This window comes from Paraliomyxa miuraensis, from assembly GCF_026337845.1.
Lineage (GTDB): Bacteria > Myxococcota_A > Polyangia > Nannocystales > Nannocystaceae > Paraliomyxa > Paraliomyxa miuraensis.
This window is the reverse complement of the sequence record NZ_JAOVZF010000160.1, coordinates 210,022-230,453: the sequence shown is the minus strand read 5'-3', so window position 1 is coordinate 230,453 and position 20,432 is coordinate 210,022. Positions and strand designations below refer to the sequence as shown.

General features: G+C 71.5%; 17 protein-coding genes. 10 read left to right on the top strand and 7 right to left on the bottom strand.

Features of this window, described 5'->3' with window-relative positions; translation table 11 throughout:
- Position 1 precedes the first annotated feature (1 nt).
- Positions 2–454, bottom strand: coding sequence for a hypothetical protein (locus tag OEB96_RS34270; protein ID WP_266221057.1), 453 nt, complete (start codon positions 452–454; stop codon positions 2–4).
- A gap of 232 nt (positions 455–686) precedes the next feature.
- Between OEB96_RS34270 and OEB96_RS34265 the strand changes: the two genes are divergently transcribed.
- Positions 687–2,375: a leucine-rich repeat domain-containing protein gene (locus tag OEB96_RS34265; RefSeq protein ID WP_266221056.1), complete on the top strand. Its 1,689-nt coding sequence runs from the start codon at positions 687–689 to the stop codon at positions 2,373–2,375.
- On the opposite strand, the gene OEB96_RS34260 is transcribed toward OEB96_RS34265, so the two are convergent.
- From OEB96_RS34260 to OEB96_RS34250, 3 genes are read right to left on the bottom strand one after another with little or no spacing between them, the layout of a single operon-like run.
- A complete protein-coding gene (locus OEB96_RS34260; RefSeq protein ID WP_266221055.1) occupies positions 2,363–3,076 on the bottom strand; it encodes a hypothetical protein in 714 nt (237 codons plus the stop codon). The genes OEB96_RS34265 and OEB96_RS34260 overlap by 13 nt on opposite strands.
- Positions 3,077–3,136: 60 nt before the next feature.
- Positions 3,137–4,777, bottom strand: coding sequence for a hypothetical protein (locus OEB96_RS34255; protein ID WP_266221054.1), 1,641 nt, complete (start codon positions 4,775–4,777; stop codon positions 3,137–3,139).
- A gap of 19 nt (positions 4,778–4,796) precedes the next feature.
- Positions 4,797–5,366, bottom strand: coding sequence for a PilZ domain-containing protein (locus OEB96_RS34250; RefSeq protein ID WP_266221053.1), 570 nt, complete (start codon positions 5,364–5,366; stop codon positions 4,797–4,799).
- A 274-nt stretch (positions 5,367–5,640) separates the two neighbouring features.
- Between OEB96_RS34250 and OEB96_RS34245 the strand changes: the two genes are divergently transcribed.
- The 7 genes from OEB96_RS34245 (at position 5,641) to OEB96_RS34215 (ending at position 12,284) form a co-directional block, all read left to right on the top strand.
- Positions 5,641–6,414, top strand: a complete 774-nt coding sequence (locus tag OEB96_RS34245; RefSeq protein ID WP_266221052.1) for a polyprenol monophosphomannose synthase — start codon at positions 5,641–5,643, stop codon at positions 6,412–6,414.
- Positions 6,415–6,543: 129 nt separating this feature from the next.
- A complete protein-coding gene (locus OEB96_RS34240; RefSeq protein WP_266221051.1) occupies positions 6,544–7,428 on the top strand; it encodes an aminotransferase class IV in 885 nt (294 codons plus the stop codon).
- A 135-nt stretch (positions 7,429–7,563) separates the two neighbouring features.
- Positions 7,564–8,118 (top strand): hypothetical protein, encoded by a 555-nt coding sequence (locus tag OEB96_RS34235; RefSeq protein WP_266221050.1) that lies wholly within the window; start codon positions 7,564–7,566, stop codon positions 8,116–8,118.
- A gap of 34 nt (positions 8,119–8,152) precedes the next feature.
- Positions 8,153–8,443 (top strand): tetratricopeptide repeat protein, encoded by a 291-nt coding sequence (locus OEB96_RS34230; protein WP_266221049.1) that lies wholly within the window; start codon positions 8,153–8,155, stop codon positions 8,441–8,443.
- Entirely contained in the window at positions 8,440–9,354 is a 915-nt protein-coding gene (locus tag OEB96_RS34225; protein ID WP_266221048.1) for a hypothetical protein, read from the top strand. Before OEB96_RS34230 ends, OEB96_RS34225 begins: the two co-directional genes overlap by 4 nt.
- A gap of 22 nt (positions 9,355–9,376) precedes the next feature.
- Entirely contained in the window at positions 9,377–11,938 is a 2,562-nt protein-coding gene (locus OEB96_RS34220; protein ID WP_266221047.1) for a serine/threonine-protein kinase, read from the top strand.
- A 34-nt stretch (positions 11,939–11,972) separates the two neighbouring features.
- Positions 11,973–12,284, top strand: coding sequence for a hypothetical protein (locus OEB96_RS34215; RefSeq protein ID WP_266221046.1), 312 nt, complete (start codon positions 11,973–11,975; stop codon positions 12,282–12,284).
- 41 nt (positions 12,285–12,325) lie between these two features.
- On the opposite strand, the gene lipA is transcribed toward OEB96_RS34215, so the two are convergent.
- On the bottom strand, positions 12,326–13,288 hold the full coding sequence (lipA, locus tag OEB96_RS34210) for a lipoyl synthase (RefSeq protein WP_266221045.1): 963 nt from the start codon (positions 13,286–13,288) through the stop codon (positions 12,326–12,328).
- A 138-nt stretch (positions 13,289–13,426) separates the two neighbouring features.
- On the opposite strand from lipA, the gene OEB96_RS34205 reads away from it, so the two are divergent.
- Positions 13,427–14,035 carry an FHA domain-containing protein gene (locus OEB96_RS34205; protein ID WP_266221044.1) on the top strand — a complete coding sequence of 203 codons (609 nt, stop codon included), beginning with the start codon at positions 13,427–13,429 and terminating at the stop codon, positions 14,033–14,035.
- A gap of 223 nt (positions 14,036–14,258) precedes the next feature.
- Here OEB96_RS34205 and OEB96_RS34200 read toward each other — a convergent pair whose 3' ends face one another.
- Positions 14,259–15,209, bottom strand: a complete 951-nt coding sequence (locus tag OEB96_RS34200; protein WP_266221043.1) for a DnaJ C-terminal domain-containing protein — start codon at positions 15,207–15,209, stop codon at positions 14,259–14,261.
- 122 nt (positions 15,210–15,331) lie between these two features.
- Between OEB96_RS34200 and OEB96_RS34195 the strand changes: the two genes are divergently transcribed.
- On the top strand, positions 15,332–18,292 hold the full coding sequence (locus OEB96_RS34195) for a TIGR03960 family B12-binding radical SAM protein (protein WP_266221042.1): 2,961 nt from the start codon (positions 15,332–15,334) through the stop codon (positions 18,290–18,292).
- 39 nt (positions 18,293–18,331) lie between these two features.
- Here OEB96_RS34195 and OEB96_RS34190 read toward each other — a convergent pair whose 3' ends face one another.
- Positions 18,332–20,395, bottom strand: coding sequence for a 3-hydroxyacyl-CoA dehydrogenase/enoyl-CoA hydratase family protein (locus OEB96_RS34190; RefSeq protein ID WP_266221041.1), 2,064 nt, complete (start codon positions 20,393–20,395; stop codon positions 18,332–18,334).
- Positions 20,396–20,432: the final 37 nt, after the last annotated feature.

Here is a 20,432-nt window from a genome sequence, read left to right as displayed (position 1 = left end):
CCTACGGCTCGTCGTCCTCGGGGGGGAACGAGGCCAGTGCCTCGGCCGCGAGCTGCCCAGGGGTGGGAGAATCATCGGGCACCAGTCCGATGGGGCAGTCGAAGATCTCCTCACAGGCGTCGTTGATGTCCTGGTCGGCCTCGTCGCTGCAATCGCCGCGCAGGCTCTTGATGGTCGAGCCGCACGCCTTGCCCTCGTCGGGGTCGTACTCGCAGTTGAAGTCCTGCGCGATGTCGTAGGCGTTGAGGAAGTCGGTGTAGGTCTCGTCGCGGCACCGCTCGAGATCTCCGCCGTACCGGTCCTCGAAGTCGGCGCGCTGACACTCGGCGAGGCGCTTGCAACTGTGCTTGGCGGTGGTCTTGGCGAACGACTCGACATCGCCATAGCAGCCCGAGAGCAGGGCCAGCGAGCTGAGCAAGGAAAGGGCCAGGAAGGGGGTGCGTGATGGCTTCACGGTACCCCGACCATATCAGCTCGCCCGGGCTCCGTCTGCCGTGAGCGGCCCGGACGCCGGCATGTCCGCAATGACCGTCCCGTGGCGTCTTGGGCCACGCACGCTTGGTTTCACTCCAGCCGTGGGCTTCGTTTACCCCCGCGGCCGTTTGGCGCTAGCGTTGGGGGACATGAGCGAGACGCCCTCCCCCAAGGACGGAAGCGCCGCACGAGGTCGACGCTGGCATCGCGCGATGGTGCCATCTTTGGGAGCGGTGCTCGGTCTCGGCGCGTGCTCGCCCGGGGTGCCCGGCCCCGGCTTCCTCGGCGAGGACGACGAGCTCGAGCTGTGCCAAGGGGAGATCGAGGTCCCCGACCCGGCGCTGCGCGAGGCGTTGCTCGACGTGGTACGCCAGCCCGATCCGCCCGAGGATCTGCCCCCCGATGCGCCCGACCCCGAGCCGGTGATCCTGGCCCAGTACCTGCGTGCGATCCGAGGGCTCAACGCACCCGGCCGTGGCATCGCCGATCTTCGGGGGCTCGAGTGTGCCCAGGGGTTGCTCAGCCTCGGGCTGGCCGGCAACGAGATCACCGACGTGACTCCGTTGCTCGATCTGACCGGGCTCGAGCAGCTCGAGCTGTCGGACAACGCGATCACCAACGTGGAGGCGCTGGGCTCCCTGCATCGCCTGACGCGGCTGTCGCTGCCGGGCAACGGCGTGAGCGACATCGGGCCGCTGTCGGGGCTGACCCGGCTCGAGGCGCTCGACCTGGCCGACAACGAGATCGGCAGCGTCGCCCCGCTGTCGGGGCTGACCGAGCTGGCGGTGCTGGTGCTGTCCAAGAACGCGGTGACCGACGTGGGGCCGCTGTCGGGGCTGACCCGGCTGTCGGGGCTCGAGCTCGACGACAACGAGATCGGCACGATCGAGCCGCTGTCCGGGCTCACGCGCCTTCGCTACGTGGATCTCGACGGCAATGCGATCACCAGCCTCGAGCCGCTCGCGGATGCGGTGGAGATGCGCGAGCTCGAGGCGTCTCGCAATGCGCTGACGAGCCTCGAGGGGGTCGAGCGCATGGTGCTGCTGACCCGCATCGTGGCGCAGGAGAACGAGATCACGTCGACGGTCCCGGTGCGCGAGCTGGCGCTCCTGTCCACGCTGGACCTGGGCGACAACGCGGTCGTGTCGATCGACGGCGTGCAGGGGCTGCACGACCTTCAGCGCCTGCTGCTGGCGATCAATCGAGTCACCGATCTCTCGCCGGCGACGGGTCTGCCGGAGCTGCGCGATCTCGACGTGCGCTACAACGAGGGGCTCTCCGATCTGAGCGTGGTGGGCACGCTGCCGCTCCTGGGCTCGCTCGCGGCGGGAGGATACGAGCAGACCCAGGACCTCTCGGCGCTGGCGGGGCGGCAGGTGCTGCGGGCGCTGACGTTCGTCGAGGGCCGGACCGGCGACCTCGGCTTCTTCGCCGAGCTGCCGGGGGTGGAGTCGGTGAACTTCACCGGGACCCCGCTGACGGGAGCCCAGCTCGGTCAGATCGCGCAGGCGGCCACGCTGCAGACGCTGGTGCTCGATTCCACGGGCATCGACGATCTCACCCCGCTCGCGCCGCTGCTGGTGGTCGAGGTCCTCAGCGCGCGCAACGACATGCTCACGCGGGTCGACACGCTCGCGGGCTGGGAGGGGCTACGCACGGCGCGGCTGTCGGGCAACCCGCTGACGAGCCTCGAGGGCGTCGAGCTGCACACGATCCTCAGCGAGCTCGACATCAGCGAGACGACGCTGGCCGAGCTCGCGCCGCTCGTGGCCAACGAGACCTTCCGGCGGGGCGACACGCTCATCGCGGTGGAGACGGGCCTCGACGAGGGCGACTGCGCCGACATTGCGGCCCTGCAGAGCCGCGAGGCGGTGGTGCAGACCGATCTTCAGTGCCCGTGAAGGTCGCGGAGCCCGAAGCGCCGAGGCGCCCTCAGGGGCGCCGAGCGTGCCGTCAGCCGGCGTCGCCCATTCCGAGGTCTTCGTTGACGTCGAACCCCGCACATCGTCCCCGTGTAGGCGCGGACGTCGAGATCGGAGAACGCATTGCCGCTGTTGGCCGAGGACACGATGTCGATCTGACAGCGACCCTCGATGTCGCCGCGGAAGGTGACGTCGCCGACGTAGCTCCACTCGAGCGTGACCGCCTGGGCGTCGGTGTCGGCATTGACGTCGAGCGCGTAGTGCAGGTCGCCGCCGATCTTGGTGCCGTCGACCTTGCAGCGGCGGAACGCCACGTCGAGGTCGAACTCGATGGCCAGACCGGCGTAGGTGTCCCAGCCCTCGACGTCCCCGATCTCGGCATCGAGCGACGCCGCGCCGTCGAGCTTGAGCTTGCCGCCGTTGGGGCAGTCGACGTCGACGTCGAGGCTGATGCTCCCGGTGACGTCGAGCAGGGCGGGGTCGAAGGCCGCGCCCCGGAATGCGAGCCCGGTGGGGCGGCCGTCCTCGACGGCGGCCTGGAGCCCCGCGGGGACCCCGGTGCCGAGCAGGCCCATCACGGCATGCATCCCGCGCTCGGCGTCGTCTTGGCCTTCCACGGCGCCGCAGCCGAGCAGGGGGAGGGTGGTGAGCAGGGCAAGGGGAGCGAGCCGAATGCGCATGGCGATGTCCTCGAGGCCCCGATGGTCTCACAAAGCGGCGGTGTTGGGGCGGCCCGCCGGTCATCCCTCGCGGCGCCAGAGGCCGGGTCCCCGTGGCTGTCGATCGAGCTCGCGCATGCGCAGGGCATAGTGTCGGCGGCGCTCGGCTTCGCTCGCGTCGCTCGGGTCGCTCGCGTCGGACGGCGTGGGGTGGGACCGGGGGTGCACGGCGATCCGGCGCGCGAGCCAGGGCAGGCGACCGTCGTCGCGAGCCCACAGCTCCCGCTCGAGCCACGCGGCGGCCTCGGTGAGGGCCGGGCTCGCGTCCTCGGCGGTGGCCTGATCGAGGAGCACCACCAGCGCGTCGGGCCGCGCGCGCACGAGCAACAGGGCACGGCCCAGCGCGTAGCTCCGCGCCAGGTCGGCCTCCCGGGGAGCGCGCTCGATCCAGGCGGCGGCTTCGCTGGCGATGGCCTCGGGGCGGTCCCATGGCATGGGCACCGTGCGCAGGGGACTGGTGCCGAACTCGGGAGGCGGTGGGGACCGGCTACGCGCGCGGGCGAGCCGAGCGTCGAGCAGCGCCAGGTACTCGCTGCGCTCGGCCCGGGCCATCGCGTCGCGGAGCAGCTGTTCCATGGGGCGAAGGCCGGGTCCCTCGGGGCGCACCGCCTCCTCGATCGCCTGAGCAATCGCGAGGTCGACGAAGCCGAGGTCGAGCAGGCGGTCGAGCACGGCCGGAAACGGCCGCAGGCGGTCGATGGTCCAGGCGGGGCCGCTGTGCTCGCCGTAGTACCGCTCGATGCGGCCGCGCGGGCCGTCGCGCTGGACGTAGCGACGGGCGTCCTCGAGCTCGACCGACAGCCGCGCCGCATCGGCGTGGTGGGGGCTGCCCTCGAGCGCGGTCACCAGCGAGGCCAGGCTCGGCTCGAGCTCGCGAAACAGGCGAGCGAGTCCGGCCACGCGCCCCTGCCAGTAGCCGTGGCAGAACAGCCGGCCGTGGTGGAGGGCCCGGCCGGCGAGGAGGCGAGCAAAGGGCTCGGGTGGCCGGTCCATGCTCACGCCGAGCTGCTGGGTGGCCTGGAGGTAGACCTTGGCCAACAACGCCTGGGCCCGGGTGCGGTCGGCGTGTGACAGGCCCCGGGTGGTCACCACCGCATGGGCGCGCCGCACCTGAGCCAGCACGTGGTCGTCGATCGGGCTGACCACGGCCCGGCCGGGATCCTCGAGCGAGGACGCGGGCGGCACCGCAGCCGCGTCCTGGGCGACCAGGCGAGCGAGCCCCTGGAGCGCGGGGTGTGCGGCAAGCGCAGGTGCGAGGGCCGCGGCCTCGTCGGGGCTTCGCACGGCCAGCAAGGCGGCCCGCGCCACGACGGGGTCGAGCGGACGAGACGGACACAGCCACGCCAGGAGCACCGCATCGGGGCCACCCTCGCGCGCCAGGGCAGCCAGCGCATCGCAATCGGTCGGCAGGATCGGGTCCGCAGCCACGGGCAGGCGGGGGTCTGGGTCCGACCCGGGCAGGGCCGCGGCCACGGGCGTGGTGGCGGGCGGTTCGTCGACCGGAGAGGGCTCGTCGGGGCGTTGGCACCACCACGCCAGGGCGAGCGCGACGAGCCCCAGACCCGCCAGCAGCGGACCGGGGGACGACGGCCAGCGCCGTGGGGCCGTCATCGCTCCATCGTTGGCCACGGCTCGGCCGTCGCTCGACCGTGGTTCGGCCATCGCCCGGCCTACGTCTCGGCTATTGCTCGACGAGGCGCCGGATCACCTCGCGCAGCCGGTGCACGCCGCCCACGTCTCGGGCCTGGAACTCCAGGCCGACGCCGTCGGGATTGTTGGTGTTGCGCACCGTCGCCATCACCTCGAGCGCGCGCTCGCTGCCCGGAGGCGTGATCTCCACGATGACCCCACTGCCGGCGCCCGGTGGATTGCGGGTGAGCAGCAGCGCGCCGCCCTCGGAGATCTCCGAGAGCGCCGCCATGAACGACTCGGTGTCGCCCTGATGGCGCCAGCGCACCTCGACCATCACGGGCAGGCGTACGTGGCGTCGGCGCGCGGTGAGCTGGAGCTCGCCATTGCCGACCCGCTGGAGGAATTCCAGTTTGCGCCACTCGCTGCCCGTGCAGCGCAGGATTCCGCCCGCACGGACCCTCAGGCGAGGGCGGGCCGCATGCCAGTCCTTGCCGATCGCACGGACCATCATCTTGCCCGGAAGGCCGGGAAAGTACGTCTCCAGCAGGACCTCCTCGCCGGGCTCGAACGAGTCGGTGGTGAACACGGTGAGCGCGTTGGGCTCGCCGGCCGAGGACATGGCTTCGACGAAGGACTCAGCGGAGGGGTAGTGGCAACGAATCTTGCGCAAGTTGGACTACGTCTCCGAAGGGGGGGCGTGAGGGCGAGCGTAGCATACGCAAGCCGCGCCCCGCTGGCCGGGTGGTCGATTAAATTGGGCCGCCGCGAAGCGACGACGGCCCAAGGAAACGACGTTGGGGATCGTCGAGCCGAATCGACGAGGATCACGGCCTTGGCTCGCTGGCTAGTATAGTGCCGGCCATGACGGATAATGCGCCGTCCGATCCATCCACGTGAACGATCCCACCGAACCGTCTTCTCCCTCGCAGTCGACATTGCCGGCTCGACCGGTGGTGCTCGTGCCCACCTACAACGAGCGCGAGAACATCGACGCGATCCTCGATGCGATCCTGGAGGCGCAACCGAGCGCCCACGTGGCGGTGATCGACGATGCGAGCCCCGATGGAACCGGCGCCATGGCCGATGCGCGCGCCGCCGCCGATCCTCGGATCCACGTGGTGCACCGGGCCCGCAAGGAGGGCCTGGGCCCGGCCTACCTGCACGGCTTTCGCTGGGCGCTGCAGCAGCCGGCCGGCTACACCCACGTGTTCGAGATGGACGCCGACTTCTCGCACGACCCCGCCCATCTCGGCCCGATGCTGGCCAAGGCACGGGCCGGCGCCGACGTGGTGGTGGGCTCGCGCTGGGTGCCGGGCGGCGGGATCGAGGGATGGAGCCACGTGCGGCTCGGAATCAGCTACGGCGGCTCGTTCTATGCGCGCACCGTGCTCGGGATCGGGGTGCTCGATCTGACGGCCGGGTTCGTGTGCTACCGCCGACGCGTGCTCGAGGTGCTGCCGCTGTCCGAGGTGCGAAGCCGGGGCTACGGGTTCCAGATCGAGATGAAGTACCGCGCCCTGGTGGCCGGGTTCTCGCTGGTGGAGCACCCGATCGTGTTTCCCGACCGTGTGCGTGGCGAGAGCAAGATGTCGCTGCGGATCGTGCTCGAGGGCGCGACCGCGGTGTGGCGCCTGCGACGGACGCTGCCCCGGCCGCCGTCCACGTGATCGCGGCCCACGAGCGAGACGAGGGCGGCTCGTGCGCCCGTGGGCCCGCACCGGCGCCCGATCGCGGTCCCGACGGCAGGCGGTCTGGCGGGGAAGCGCTCGCTCTGCTACCGAAGCGGCGCGCCGCCGATGTCGACCAAGGTCCTGCTGTCCACGCATCCCGAGCCCCTCGATCCCGAGCACGCCAAGATCAGCGTGTTCGACCGCGGGTTCCTCTACGGCGACAGCGTCTACGAGACCATGCGCACCGCGGGGGGGCAGCCGCTGGAGCTGGTCCGTCACCTGGCCCGGCTGCGCCGCAGCGCCGATGGGATCGGGCTGCGGGTTCCGTTCTCCGACGAGCAGCTCGCCGACGCGATCGCGCGCACGCACGCCGCCACCGCAAACGCCGAGAGCTACGTGCGCGTGGTGGTGTCGCGCGGCTCGGGGCCGGTGGCGCTCGATCCCCGACACAGCGAGGAGCCGCTGCTGGTGGTGCTGGTGCAGCCGCTGGTGCTGCCCACCCCCGCTGCGTACGAGCGCGGGATCTCGGCCGTGATCGTGGGCATCACCAAGGTCGGCGGCACCTCGCTGGACCCCACCATCAAGTCGGGCAACTACCTCAACAACATCCTCGCGCTGCGCCAGGCGATCGCGGCGGGGGGCGAGGACGCGATCATGTGCAACCCCGAGGGCGCGGTCTCGGAGGGGGCGACCAGCAACGTGTTCATGGTGGCGGGGGGGCGGCTCGAGACCCCGCACCTGCGCACGGGCCTCTTGCCCGGCATCACGCGACAGCTGGTGTGCGAGCTCGCGGCGTCGCTGCACGCCCCGGTGGCCGAGACGACGATCATGCCCGATCACCTGCGCGCCGCCGACGAGGTGTTCCTGACCAGCTCCGTGCGCGGGATCATGCCGGTGACGCTCCTCGACGGGGTGCTGGTGGGGGACGGGGCCGCCGGCCCGCTCACGCGCCGGCTCCACGACGCCTATGAGGCCTACGTGGCCGCGGCGGCGGTCTCCGCCCGGTCCTGACCCCGACCGACGACGGACCCATGCGTGCTCGATGCCCACGAGCCGCGCCGGGCCCCGGGCACGGTTTCGCCCCGTTCCGATCCGGGCTACTCTCCCCGACCCTTACTCCAAGACGAAGAGCGCAAGAGGACCCAAGTGACGCCGATCGAGATCTGCCAGCACCTCGGCAACGAGCACATCGACGCCTATTACGGCGAGCTGTCGGGCAAGGAAGTGCGCGCCGTGCTCAAGGCCGGCGGCACCAGCACCGGAGTGCCCAAGACCGCCTACACCAAGGCCGCCCGCCTCAAGGCGTGGCGCAAGCGCTTCGACGGCGAGCTCGAGGGCGGCAACGGACAGCTCGCGCTGGCGCTGCTCATCGAGTGGCTGATGCGACACCATCGGCAGATGCTCGTGGACTACCTCGACTTCCTGGGGGTGACCCACCGCGCGGGTGAGACCGACGAGGACTTCTGCGAGACCAACCCCCCGGACAAGCTGAGGGAAGGGGCCACCATGCTGCTCTCCAAGTATCCGGCGCACCACGTGGCCACCTACCTGCTGCTGGTGGGCAACCTGCAGAACACGCGGGTGTTCGAGCAGACGCCGCAGCTGCTGGTGGCGCTGGGGATGAGCGAGGCCGATGCGGATGCGCACGTGGCGCAGAGCGTGGAGGCCCACGGCGCCGCGGGGGCGGCGGCCGACGCCTAGACCTTCGGGGCCTGCCGCGATGGATCGCCTACCCATGCTCCGACAGCTGGCCGCGGCGCGGCCCCATGATCCGTTCCCGCGCTACGGCCTGGCCATGGAGCTGGCCAAGCGCGAGGACCACGAGGCGGTGGCGGTGTTCGAGTCGCTGCTCTCCGATCACCCGGCGTACGTGCCCAGCTACCTGATGTTCGGCAACCTGCTGCTCGGGCGCGGGGAGCGGGCGCGGGCGGCCGAGGTGCTCGACCGCGGCATCGAGGCCGCCTCTGCGGCCGGGGACGCCCATGCGCTCGGCGAGCTGCAATCGGCTCGCGCGGAGCTCCCTTGAGCCCGCCCACGCTGCCGCGCATGGTGTTCGCCAGCCCGCGCAAGCTGCCGCGGGTCGGCAGCCTGGTCGGCCGCGTGGTGGTGCTCGACATCGCGTTCGCCTCGCTCTCGATCGGCAAGGGCTTCGACAAGACCACCGGCAAGCTCATCGAGCAGCTCGGGCCTCGCCTGGCCCGCTGGGTCGATCACCACGACCATCCCCTGCACGTGCGCTTCGCCGGTGACGAGCGCTTCGTGCTGTGCACCAAGGCCCAGCACGGCGCATGCCCCGAGATGATCGACCCGGCGCTGGTCCAGGCCACGGGCCCGGTCGACACCATCGTGTGCCACTTCGATCTCGATGGGCTCTACGCCGCGGCCAAGTGGATCCTCGGGGGGGTCGAGCCCTATCCCGGGGCCGACGACGATGCGCGAGCCATCGACACCCGCATCGGCCGGGCGAGTCCCGAGGCGGCGAGGATCGACGAGGCCCTGCGGGCGCACTGGCTCGACGAGACCCTCAAGCTGCGGATCGTGCGGTACCTCGTGGGGGGGCTGCGGCCGGGGATCGAGCGCGACAGCATCGTGGCCGCGGCCGAAGACTTCCACCGCATGGCGAGCGCCGCCCGGCGCCTGGCGGAGCTCTACGTGGTGGAGGGCGGCGTGGCGTTCATCGAGGTGGGCTCGTCGACTCCGCCCTTCGACAAGACCGAGCTGCTGCTGCTCGGTCAGGCCAAGGCCACGGTGAGCGTGGTCCTCGACGCCGGCAACGCGACCATCGCGGCGCCGTTCGAGAGCGGGCTGGACTTCGTGGAGCTGCTCGAGCTCGGCGGGGGCATGCCCACGCGGGTCAACATTCCGCGCAAGCGAGTGGCCGAGGCCTTGACCAAGATCCGCGCACGGCTGCGGGCGCGCGACGAGGGCTCGTCGTGAGCGCCTCGAGGGGGTGAGCATCGTGTCCCGGTGCCGTCACCTCGGGGCGGTGCGAGCGGTGCTCGGGCTCTGGAGCCTGGCGTTGGCGCTGTGGCTCTGCCTGCTCGCGACGGGCTGCGGGCCGCGTGAGGGGCTGCCGGTGCGGCACTGGCAGCTCGGCGAGCACGAGCTCGTGGTCCCGGGGCACGTCGACCCGGGCCTCGTGGAGGAAGACCAGCCCTATGTGCTCCGCGCCCGCGTCACGCTGCCGAGCGAGCTGCGGGGGCGTGCGGTGGCCTTCAGCCTGCCGCTGTTCGAGGCCCCGCTGTCGCTGTGGGTCGACGAGCACGAGATTCCCATCGACGTGGGCCGTGGCTACCGCGAGGCGGGGCCGCGGCGCTGGACGATCCCCGCCCGGGACACCGAGGATGGCGAGCTGTTCCTCTCGCTCGTCGTCGAGCACACGTGGGTCAAGAGCGCGTGGTTCAACACCGTGCCCGTGCTGCTGCCCTCGGGACGACCCGATGCCCGCGCCGATCGGGTGCGGGTGTTCAACGTCTACGTGGGCTGGATGGCGATGGGCCTGCTGGTCCAGGTGGGGGTGACGTGCCTGGTGATCTTTGCGCTGGATCGCCGCCGACGTCCCTACCTGTGGTTCGGGATCCAGGCCGTGAGTGCGATGTCGTATCCCGGCTTCACCTCGGGGGTCTCGGTGGGCGTGTGGGGGCGCTGGGACCTGCTCGTCCTGGAGCTGGGCCTGGTGGTCGCCCTGGGTGCGTCGCTGCGGTTCACCCACGGGATCTACGGCCTGGGGCGGGTGCCGCGGTGGCTGTGGGCCTCGCTGGGGATTGCGGGCGGGGTGTCGTTGGTGGTGTCCGATCCCTTTCTGGCCGCGACCACGAGCGCTCGTGCGGTGGCGACCGCGGTGGCGCTCTGCATCGTCCATCAGCTCGTGGTCCTCGCTCGGCTGTACGCGCGGCAGCCCGAGCACCGGGTGAGCGTGGCGCTGCTCGGCTGCGGCTGGGGGGCGCTGGCGGCCGGCACGTGGGTCGACCTGGCCGACTGGCTCCTGGGGATCGAGATCCTGGGGGGCGTGCGACCGGCCTGCCTGGGCCTTGCGCTGTTCGGGATGTTCCTGTCGCTGGTGCTCAGCCGCCGCCACACGCTGTCGCTGTCGCAGGCCGACGAGCTGAACGCGGCGCTCGCCGAGAAGATCGAGCAGGTGGAGGCCCAGCGAGCGCACGCCGACGCGCTCAACGAGGAGCTGCGGCGCCAGATCGCCGATCGCTCGGCGCAGCTGTTCACCGCGCTGGCGCTGCTCGAGTCCGGGGACGCGGGCGTGGGCGCGCTGCCCCCGGGGACCGAGGTCAATGGTCGCTATCGCATCGAGCGGGTGCTCGGCTCGGGGGCCATGGGCATGGTGTACCTGGTCACCCGGCTCTCCGACGGCTCGCGCTGGGCGATGAAGATCGCCAACGAGCTGCGCGGCGTGACGCTGGCCCGGCTCGCGCGCGAGGCCCACATCGCCAGCAAGCTGCGCCACGACAACGTGGTGGAGATCCGCGACATCGACGTCTCGACCCGAGGCTTCATGTACATCGTGCTCGAGCTGGTCGAGGGGCAGAGCCTGCGCGAGCGACTGCGGCAGCAGGGGCCGCTGCCGCTGCCCGAGGCGCTGCCGATCCTCGAGCAGCTCGCGACCGGGCTGCACGCCCTCCACCACGGCTCCATCGCGCACCGCGATCTCAAGCCCGACAACGTGCTGCTCACCGAGCGCGACGGAGCGCTGGTGGTGAAGATCGCCGACTTCGGGATCTCGCGGCTCGGTGAGCTCGAAGAGCCCTCGCTGGTGCGACCACGCCGCCGGTCCACGACGGCGGCGAGCGCCTCGGCGTCGCTGCAGATGGTGACCGGAGTGCTTCGGACCGAGGGGGAGGCGGGTGAGGCCGGGACGGTGGTGGGAGGTGCGGCCGTCGAGCGTGACGCGGATACCGTGGAGCTACGCGAACCCGGTCCGGTGGACGAGGCCTCGGTGGTGCGCGTGACGGTGGTCGGCTTCGACGAGGACGGCATGCCGTCCTCGCTGCCGACGTTGGGGGGCGGGGTCGAGATCGGTCCTGGTCCTGGTGCCGGTCTTGGCACTGGAACGCCATCGAGCCAGGACCTGACCGGAACGGGCATGTTGGCTGGCACCCCGCACTACGTGGCGCCCGAGCTGGCGCTGGGCGGGGCGCGGGCCGATCCGCGCGCCGATCTGTTCAGCTTTGGGGTGGTCGCGTTCGAGATGCTCACCGGCCGGCGACCGTTCGACGAAGCGGTGTCCACCCGGCTGCTGCAGCGTCGGGCGGTGGACGACCTGCCGGCGCCCTCGCTGCCCGACGAGCTTGCGGTGGTGGCGCCACTCGTCCTGCGGTGCCTCTCGTTCGATCCGGCGCACCGCCCCACGGCGAGCGAGGCGGCGCAGGCGCTACGCCGGATGATCCATGAGACCGAGGAGCCGACCGGGTCGAACGAGCCGACCGGCCCGACCGCGCCGACCGGACCGACCGGGCCGACCGAGCCGACCGGGCCGACCGGGCCGACCGGGCGAAGGAGCGGCGACTGAACCCGTTCGTGGCGTGCGTGCTACCGTGCTCGCGGTGGCCGAGCGCACCCATGTCTGCCCGATCTGCGGCACCACGGGATTGCCGGCGATGTCGCGATATCCCGCCTACGTGTGCCACGGCTGCGCGGCCAGGGCTCGATCGGCCGACGGGCGCCCGCTGCGGTTCACCAACCAGGGGGCGTGGGGAGGCTTCCTGGCCGCCTATGCCGACACCGACGAGCCCTATCCCGGCGGGGGGCGCTGCTGGATCGATGGGATCGCCTGCATCGCCGACGAGGCCCGCTTTGGAGGAATCGTGGTGCAGGTGTCGGCGGGCGCCGATGGCTCGAGCCCGCCGATCCAGTGACGGACGCCGCGATGCGAGCGTGCCGGTCGTGGAGATGCGCTTCAGCGTGCGGGTAGCGAAGCGAACCCGATGATGCCGTGGTCGCTCTGCAGCCGCGCGATCAGCTCGGCCTGCCCCTCGGCGTGGTAGCTGCTGCGAACGAGCGGTCCGCTCTCCACGTGCACGATCCCGCGGGCCTGTGCGTAGGCGCGCAGCTCGGCGAACTCGTCGGGATGCACGTAGCGCTCGATCGCGAGGTGTCGCTTGGAGGGCTGCAGGTACTGCCCCAGCGTGAGGATGGTGAGCCCGAGATCCGCGAGCTGGTCGATGACCTCCTCGAGCTCGCTGCGCGTCTCGCCCAGCCCGAGCATCAGCCCCGTCTTGGTCAGGGCCCCGCGGCGGCGTGCATGCTCGAGCACGGCGTAGCTGCGATCGTAGCGGGCCTGCACGCGAACCTGCCGGGACAGCCGGGGGACGGTCTCGAGGTTGTGGGCGAACACGTCGGGCATCGCATCGAGCACCGTGTCGACGTCGCGCAGGTTGCCCTTGAAGTCGGGCACCAGCACCTCGATGGTCATGGTCGGCGCGTGCTCGTGGCAGGCGTGGAGGGTGCGGGCCCAGATCCCCGCGCCGCCGTCCGGGAGATCGTCGCGATCGACCGAGGTGATCACCGTGTGGTGGAGCTGAAGCTCGGCGAGGATCTCGGCCACGCGTCGCGGCTCGTCCTCGTCGACGGGCAGGGGCCGGCCGGTGGCCACGTCGCAGAACCGGCACGATCGCGTGCAGATGTCGCCCAGGATCATGATGGTGAGGGCCCGGTTGTTCCAGCACTCGCCGATGTTGGGGCAGCTGGCGCTCTGGCACACCGTGTGGAGGGCGAGTTCCTTCACGCGCGCGCGCAGATCGTGGTACCCGGTGCCGCCTGGCATGGGCACCCGCAGCCACCGGGGGTGGCGGCGTCGCTCGCGAGCGGGATCGTCCGCGGGGGCGGTGCCTTCGGCAACGACGGGCAAGTGGCGGCTCACCTGGTGGGAGTAGCACGATGGCTGCGCGATCTCTACGAGACGGTCATCTTCGCGCGGCGAGCGGCCGGGTCGAAGCATCCGAGCGTCTTGCCCTCCGTGCCGCTGGGGGGAGACACTCCCGTGCAGAAAGGACCCCCGATGCCTCGTACGATCACCGACTCGGAAGGCGCGACCAACCTCGCGAAGGTGATCGCCTCCGACCTCTCGCTCTACAACGAGGCTGCGATCGAGCAGGGCCTGCGGAGCGGCCAGCCGCTCGCCAACCTCGACGACCAGCTGCTGGAGGCTCGGCAGCTGTTCTTGCACCGCGTGGCGGCCCGCCTCGATCCGATCCCGACGCTGATCGCACGGGTCACCGAGGTGCTCGTCGAGTGGGCGAGGGCGCGTGGTCTACCGACCGAGGGGTTGGCCCCGGCGCTGCACCAGGGGTTGTCGCGTTCGAGCGGCGCGGCGGCCCTGGTGGTGGTGGCGGGCGATCGAGACCTGGTGGGCAGCACGGTCCACTTGCGCGATGGTGTGCAGCTCGTGGGTCGTACGCCCGAGGCGGACCTGCGGCTCGACGCCGAGTCGGTCGCGCCCGAGCACGCCCGGCTGTTCGTCGATGGCGATGTGGTGGAGGTCGAGAACGTCCGCGGCAGCTCGGGCACGCTGGTCGACGGGGAGAGCGTCCGTCGCACCACCGTGGAGGTCGGCAGCAAGATCCAGGTGGGCGAGGTGATCCTGCAGCTCGTTCGCGTGGCGCGCTGAGGCGGGCAAGCTGGTTTGCACCGCTCGCCCGAGGCGGCTGCGGGCGAGCGGCGAGCAGCGCATCGAGAGGCCGACCCAATGCCCCCCTTGGGGGCAAGCTGGTTGCACCGCTCGCCCGAGGCGGCTGCGGGCGAGCGGCGAGCAGCGCATCGAGAGGCCGACCCAATGCCCCCCTTGGGGGCAAGCTGGTTGCACCGCTTGCTCGAGGCGGCTGCGGGGGCATTTACAGGTGCATGGACGCGCGCACCTGCTCGTGCTCCTGGGCCTGGCGCAGGACCTCGAGCAGGCGCTCGTTGCCGCCGGCGGGCATGCGTACGTCGAGCGTGATGTAGAGGTCGCCCGCGTCGCGACCGGGGACCTGCACGCCCTTGCCTCGCAGGCGCAGCTTCTGGCCGTTCTGAGCGCCCGCGGGGAGCTTGAGGGTGACGGGGCCCCAGGGGGTGGGCACGCTCTCGATGGCGCCCCCGCGGTAGGCCTCGTAGGCCGACACCGGCAGGCGCAGGTGCAGGTCGTGACCCTCGCGACGCATGTGCTCGTGCGGGCGCACGTGCACGGTCAGGATCACGTCGCCCGCGGGCTGCCCGGGACCGCCCTGGCCGCGCAGGCGCAGCTTGCCGCCGTCGGGCACGCCCTGCGGGACCTTGACGTCGAGGGTGCGGGCCTGGCCCCCCATGTCGATCCGTAGCGGGACCGAGACGCCGTGGAGCGCGTCCATCAGCGAGACCGTGATCTCGCCGCTCACGTCGGCGCCGCGGCGCGCCGTCGGGCGGCGCGGGGCTCCGCCCGGGCCCGGGCCGCCGCGAAACAGCGCCGACAGCAGATCCTCGAAGCTGGTGGCCCGTGCCTCGCCGAAGTCGGAGAAGCCCGCTTCGCTCCCAAAGCCGCCACCGAACCCTCCAAAGCCGCCCTGGCGCGCGCGCGCGTAGGCTCGGGCCTTGTCCGGGTCGAAGCCCTGCGTGAGGCTCACCTCGCCGAACTCGTCGTAGAGCGTGCGCTTGTCGGCGTCGCCGAGCACCTCGTAGGCGGTGGAGACGTCCTTGAACCGCTCCTCCGCCTCCGCGTCCCCCGGGTTGCGATCGGGGTGATACTGCCGCGTCAGCTTGCGGTACGCCTTCTTGATCTCGTCGGCCGAGGCGGTGCGGCTGACCCCGAGGTGCTGATAGAGGTCCTTCACGATGCGCACGGCATGTTAAGCTGGCGCAAAGCTCGCGCAAGCTCGCGATCGCCGCAACCTTCCCCAATGTCGCCTTTAATGGCACTGAGACGGGCCCACACGGAAGCGAAGGAACGAGCCCGATGGACGCGCACGCCCCCATTCCCGAGCTGCCGGCCGACCCGGCCGCGCTGCGCGAGCATCCCTACGCCGAGCTGCTGCCCGGTGTGCAGAAACCCGGGCGCTATCTCGGCGGCGAGGAGCAGCAGATCGTCAAGGACCACGCCGGTCTGCGCTGCCGCTTCGTGCTGGCGTTCCCCGATCTCTACGAGGTGGGGATGAGCCACCTGGGCACGCGGATCCTCTACGACTTGATCAACCGCCAGCCCGACCTCGTGTGCGAGCGCGCGTTCAGTCCCTGGGGCGATCTCGAGGAGGGGCTGCGCGCGCGCGGGCTGCCGCTGGTGAGTCTCGAGACCCATACCCCGCTGCATGCCTTCGACGTGGTGGGGGTGAGCCTCCAGTACGAGCTTTGCTACACCAACGTGCTGCTCAACCTCGAGCTGGGCGGAATCCCGCTGCGCAGCGCCGATCGAGGGGACCACGATCCGATCGTGCTGGCCGGCGGCCCCACGGCCACGCACCCCGAGCCGCTGACCCCGTTCGTCGACGTGGTGCTGGTGGGGGAGGCCGAGGAGCTGCTGCCCACGCTCCTGCGGACGATCGGTGACCTGCGCGGCGGCGGACGGCCGCGGGCGGAGGTGCTGGCCGCGTGCGCGCGCCTGCCCGGGATCTACGTGCCGTCGTTCTATCGCGTGGCGCTCGATCCTCGCACGGGCCTGCAGGTGGTGGTGGGCCGCACGCCGCAGGGAGAGGCGGCCGGAGCCCCCGAGCGCGTCGAGCGGGTCTGGGTGCGCGACCTCGATCAATTCCCGTTTCCGCAGCGCTTCCCGGTGCCCTACGCCGAGGCGATCTTCGATCGAGCGTCGGTGGAGATCACGCGCGGCTGCACCGAGGGCTGCCGCTTCTGCCAGGCCGGCATCATCTACCGGCCGGTGCGCGAGCGCAGCCCGGAGCAGGTGATCGACGCCGTGCTGGGGGGCGTGGACGCGGCGGGCTTCTCCGAGACCAGCCTCACCGCGCTCTCCACCGCCGACGTGTCGTGCATCGACCCGCTGATCAAGGCGCTCGTGCCTCAATTGGCGAGGCGCAAGGCCAAGCTCGGGGTGGCGAGCCTGCGCGCCTACGGCCTGTCCGGTGAGCTGCTCGACGAGATCAAGCGCGTGGGGATCAACGGCCTGACGTTCGCGCCCGAGGCCGGGACCCAGCGCATGCGCGACGTGATCAACAAGAACGTCAGCGAGGAGGACGTGCTGAGCTCGGCTCGCCGCATGTTCGAGCGGGGGTACGACCGTATCAAGATGTACTTCATCATGGGCCTGCCCACCGAGACCGAGGCCGACGTGGCCGGGATCGTGCAGACGGGCGAGCGCGTGCGCGACGTGGCGCGGTCGATGGGGCTGCGACGCATGCCCCAGATCACGGTGAGCGTCTCGCAGCACGTGCCCAAGCCGCACACCCCGTTCCAGTGGGCGGCGATGGACTCGATGGAGGACCTGCACACCAAGGTGCAGCTGCTGCGCGAGCTGGCGCGTCGCGGGAAGGTCGGGCTCAAGACCCACGACGTGCACGGCAGCTGGCTCGAGTGCCTGTTCGGTCGCGGCGATCGGCGCCTGGGCGAGGCGCTCGAGCACGCCTATCGGGCCGGGGCGCGCTTCGAGGGCTGGCGCGAGTGCTTCTCGTTCGAGCGCTGGCTCGATGCGCTGGAGGCGGCGGGGATCGATCCGACCGTCTACACCCGCACGCTGCCCGTGGATGCGCGTCTGCCCTGGGATCACATCGACGTGGGGATCGACGAGGGCTTCTTGGCCGACGAGTACCGCAAGGCGCTGGGGAGCCGCACGAGCCCTCCGTGCGGCAAGCCGGCCGGCGATCAGGTGCATCATCGCGCGCTCGAGTCGGCGCAGGCCGATCGGCGGCGGCTGGTCTGCTACGACTGCGGGATCGCGTGCGACATGACGCAGATGCGAAGCGAGCGGATCGACAGCCTACGCCTGCTGTCGCGGCTGCGGGAGCGCCAGGGCTCGGCCGACGTGCCGCCGCCAGCCCCCGAGGGGGCGCCCGATGACGGTGCGGTGGAGGTCCCGCTGTCGCGGCTGACGGGGCGGCTGGCACCGAGCCGCCTGGCCGACGACTCGGCGTTCAAGGAGAGCGCCGAGGCACCGCACTCGCGGCTGCGGCTGGTGTTCGCCAAGCACGGAGCGATGCGGTTCCTCGGGCATCGCGACCTCCTGCGAGTGATGCCCCGGATGTTCCGGCGCGCCGGGATCGAGCAGGCGTTCTCGCGGGGCTTCAACCCGATCCCGCGCATGAGCTTCGGGCCTGCGCTCGCGCTCGGGGTGGGGGCGCTGGCCGAGGTGGTCGACGTGGACGTGCTCCTGCCGCGCTCGGCCGAGGATCTCGGCGGCATGCTGAGCACGGAGGAGCGCGAGACGATCGCGGGCCAGCTGCTCGAGCGGCTGCGTGCGGTGGCGCCTCCGGGGCTGGTGCTGCGGTCGGCGCGGCTGGTCGGTCCCGACGAGCTGCGCCTGGGGCAGCTGGTGGCGGCGGCCGACTATGCGGTGACGCTGAACCCGGAGCAGGCCCAGGCCCTGGCCGCGCGGCTCGCCGGGAGGCTCGCCGAGCCCACGCTGGCGATCGAGCGGGTCAGCCACAAGAAGTCGCGCCGCGGGAACAAGCGACGGCCGGGGCCGCGCAGCCCCGAGGTCGCCACGGTCGATGTGAAGGCCTCGCTGATCCATGCGCGGCTCGATGGCACCACGCTGCGCTTTCGTCTGCGGGTCGACGCCGAGGGCGGGGCGCGACCCCGCGAGGTGGTGCAGGTCCTGCTCGGCGAGCGGCTCCCCGATCACCTGACCACGCGGCAGCGGCTGCTGGTGCGCAAGGATGGTGCGCTGGTGAGCATCGAGGACGCCGGGGTGTGCCTGCGTCCGCCCACGCAGCCGCGGCCGCGGCCGCCGGAGGCGGGCGAGGCCTGCCGATAGGTCCCGCGCCGCCGCCAGGCCGCGCCGCCACCCTCGCGATCAGGACAGCGGGTGTTCGAACTGCGGCGGCTTGCCGCGCAGCATCGCCTGGACGCCGATCTTCGACGAGCTGCCGGCCAGGCTCCGTGCCGCGCCCCGAGCTTCGATGGCGCCACCATCGGCCACCTCGGCGCCGTTGGCATCGATGATCGTGGAGACCAGCAGCGTGCGCAGCTCGGCGTCGAGCGGTACGCCCGCCTCGTTGGTGGTGGCGACGTCGGTGCTCACCTGCACGGTGGCCGGGCCCTCGCGGAAGGCAGGCATGGGCACCGAGCCAGCGGCGAGCCCGGCCGCGAGCTTCATGCTGGCCGCGGGCAGCTCGGGAATCGGGACCACCTGCGACACCAGGCCCCACTGCGCCGCCTCGTCCACGCCGAACCCGTGGCCGGTGAGCAGGATCTCGTTGACGCGCGACCAGTGGGTGGCGTCGACCAGGCGGTGCACGTAGTGGCAGCCACCCAGGCCCGGGATGACGCCGACCGTGGTCTCCGGGAACGCGAGGCGGGTGCGCTGACCTGCAATGCGAGCGTGGCACGACACCGCCAGCTCGAGGCCACCGCCGAGCACGCGGCCGACCAGCGCGGCCACGGTGGGCTTGCCCCCGCGCAGCTTGCCCAGGGTCCGCTTCCAGCGCTCGATGAGCGCGAGCGCGGCCTCCTCCTTGCCGAGCACGGGGACGAACGCGTCGAGGTCGGCGCCGTGCCCGAATTCCTGGCTGTAGGTCCCGTCGGGGGCCAGCACGATCGCCTTGACGGTGTCGTCGCCGGCCAGGCGATCGTAGGCGCGATCGAGCTGCGCCACGAAGGCGTGGTTCAGGGTGGTGCGCTTGAGCGACAGCAGGCCCACGCCGCCGTGGACGGCCGTGCCCACGTAGACCTCGTGCCAGGGGGCGGCATCCTCCGCGAACACCCGGATCGGGGCGACCTGGTCCGCATGGGTGATGCCTCGACCTTCGACGAAGCGGGTGACGAGGTCGCGGGCCGCCTCGAACCCGAGCTCTTCGACCAGGGCCGGGGTGCCGGCCCGGAACGCCAGCGCGTTCTCGCACAGGAAGTTGAGTGCATCGACCGTGGCGACCTGGTGCGCGACGATGCCGGCGGTCAGCGACAGCAGCATGCCCAGCATGCGATCGCGAACCTCGGCAAAGCGCTCGGGTGGGCAGGTCTGGCCGCGCTCGTAGGGCCACTGCTTGCTGGGATCCTCGATGTAGGGCTTCCAGGCGTCGGGGATCGAGAACAGCGTCGAGTCCACCTCGCCCCCCATCAGCTCCATGCAGTGGGCCGAGAGGTAATTGGCGCCGGGGATCAGGTTGTGCACGAAGAACGGCGAGGTGCCGAGGGCCTTCTTGCACACGTCGTCGATCTGCGCGGGGTGCAGGCCCGTGTCGGCATGGATCCGCACCGCCTCGAGCATCATCCCGCAGAAGATCCGATCGGCCGCGAACGCGGGCACGTCCTTGACGGTGATGAGGTTCATGCCCAGGCCGGCCAGGAACCTGCGCACCGTCTTCAGCTCGCTCTCGCCGGTCACCGCTCCGGTCGTGGGGACCTCCCACAGCTTGTTGGTCAGGTGGGGGAAGAACGGGTGCATCACCCCGCAGCGCTCGGCCCCCGGCAGCCCTTCGAACAGCATGGTGGAGGGGAACCCGCTGGTGGCCGAGAAGATGAACGCCTCGGGATCACGGGCTCGCACGCTGCGATAGAACGCGTGCTTGAGGTCGAGTCGCTCGGGGATGGCCTCGAACACGAAGCCCACCGCCAGGTCCTTGGGCAGGTCGTCGATCCCGCCCTGGACCACGCGCACGTTGGCGACGATGGCGTCGATCTCCTCGGGCGAGAAGCGCTTGCCGAAGGCGGCGCGCAGCCGGTCGGGCGCCTCGTGGACCGCGGGCGACAGATCGAGCGCGACCACGGGTACCCCGGGCTTGGCCATCAAGCGCGCGAACTGTCCGAGCTTGCCAAAGCCCACGTTGCCGCACGCACCGGCCACGACCACGGCGCGCACGGGGGCGTCGTCGCGGGGCTGGAACAAGGGGCGGAGGGTGGGATCGGAGAGCGATGGCATGGCCGGAGGATAAGGGGACCACGCGGACCGGAAGGGA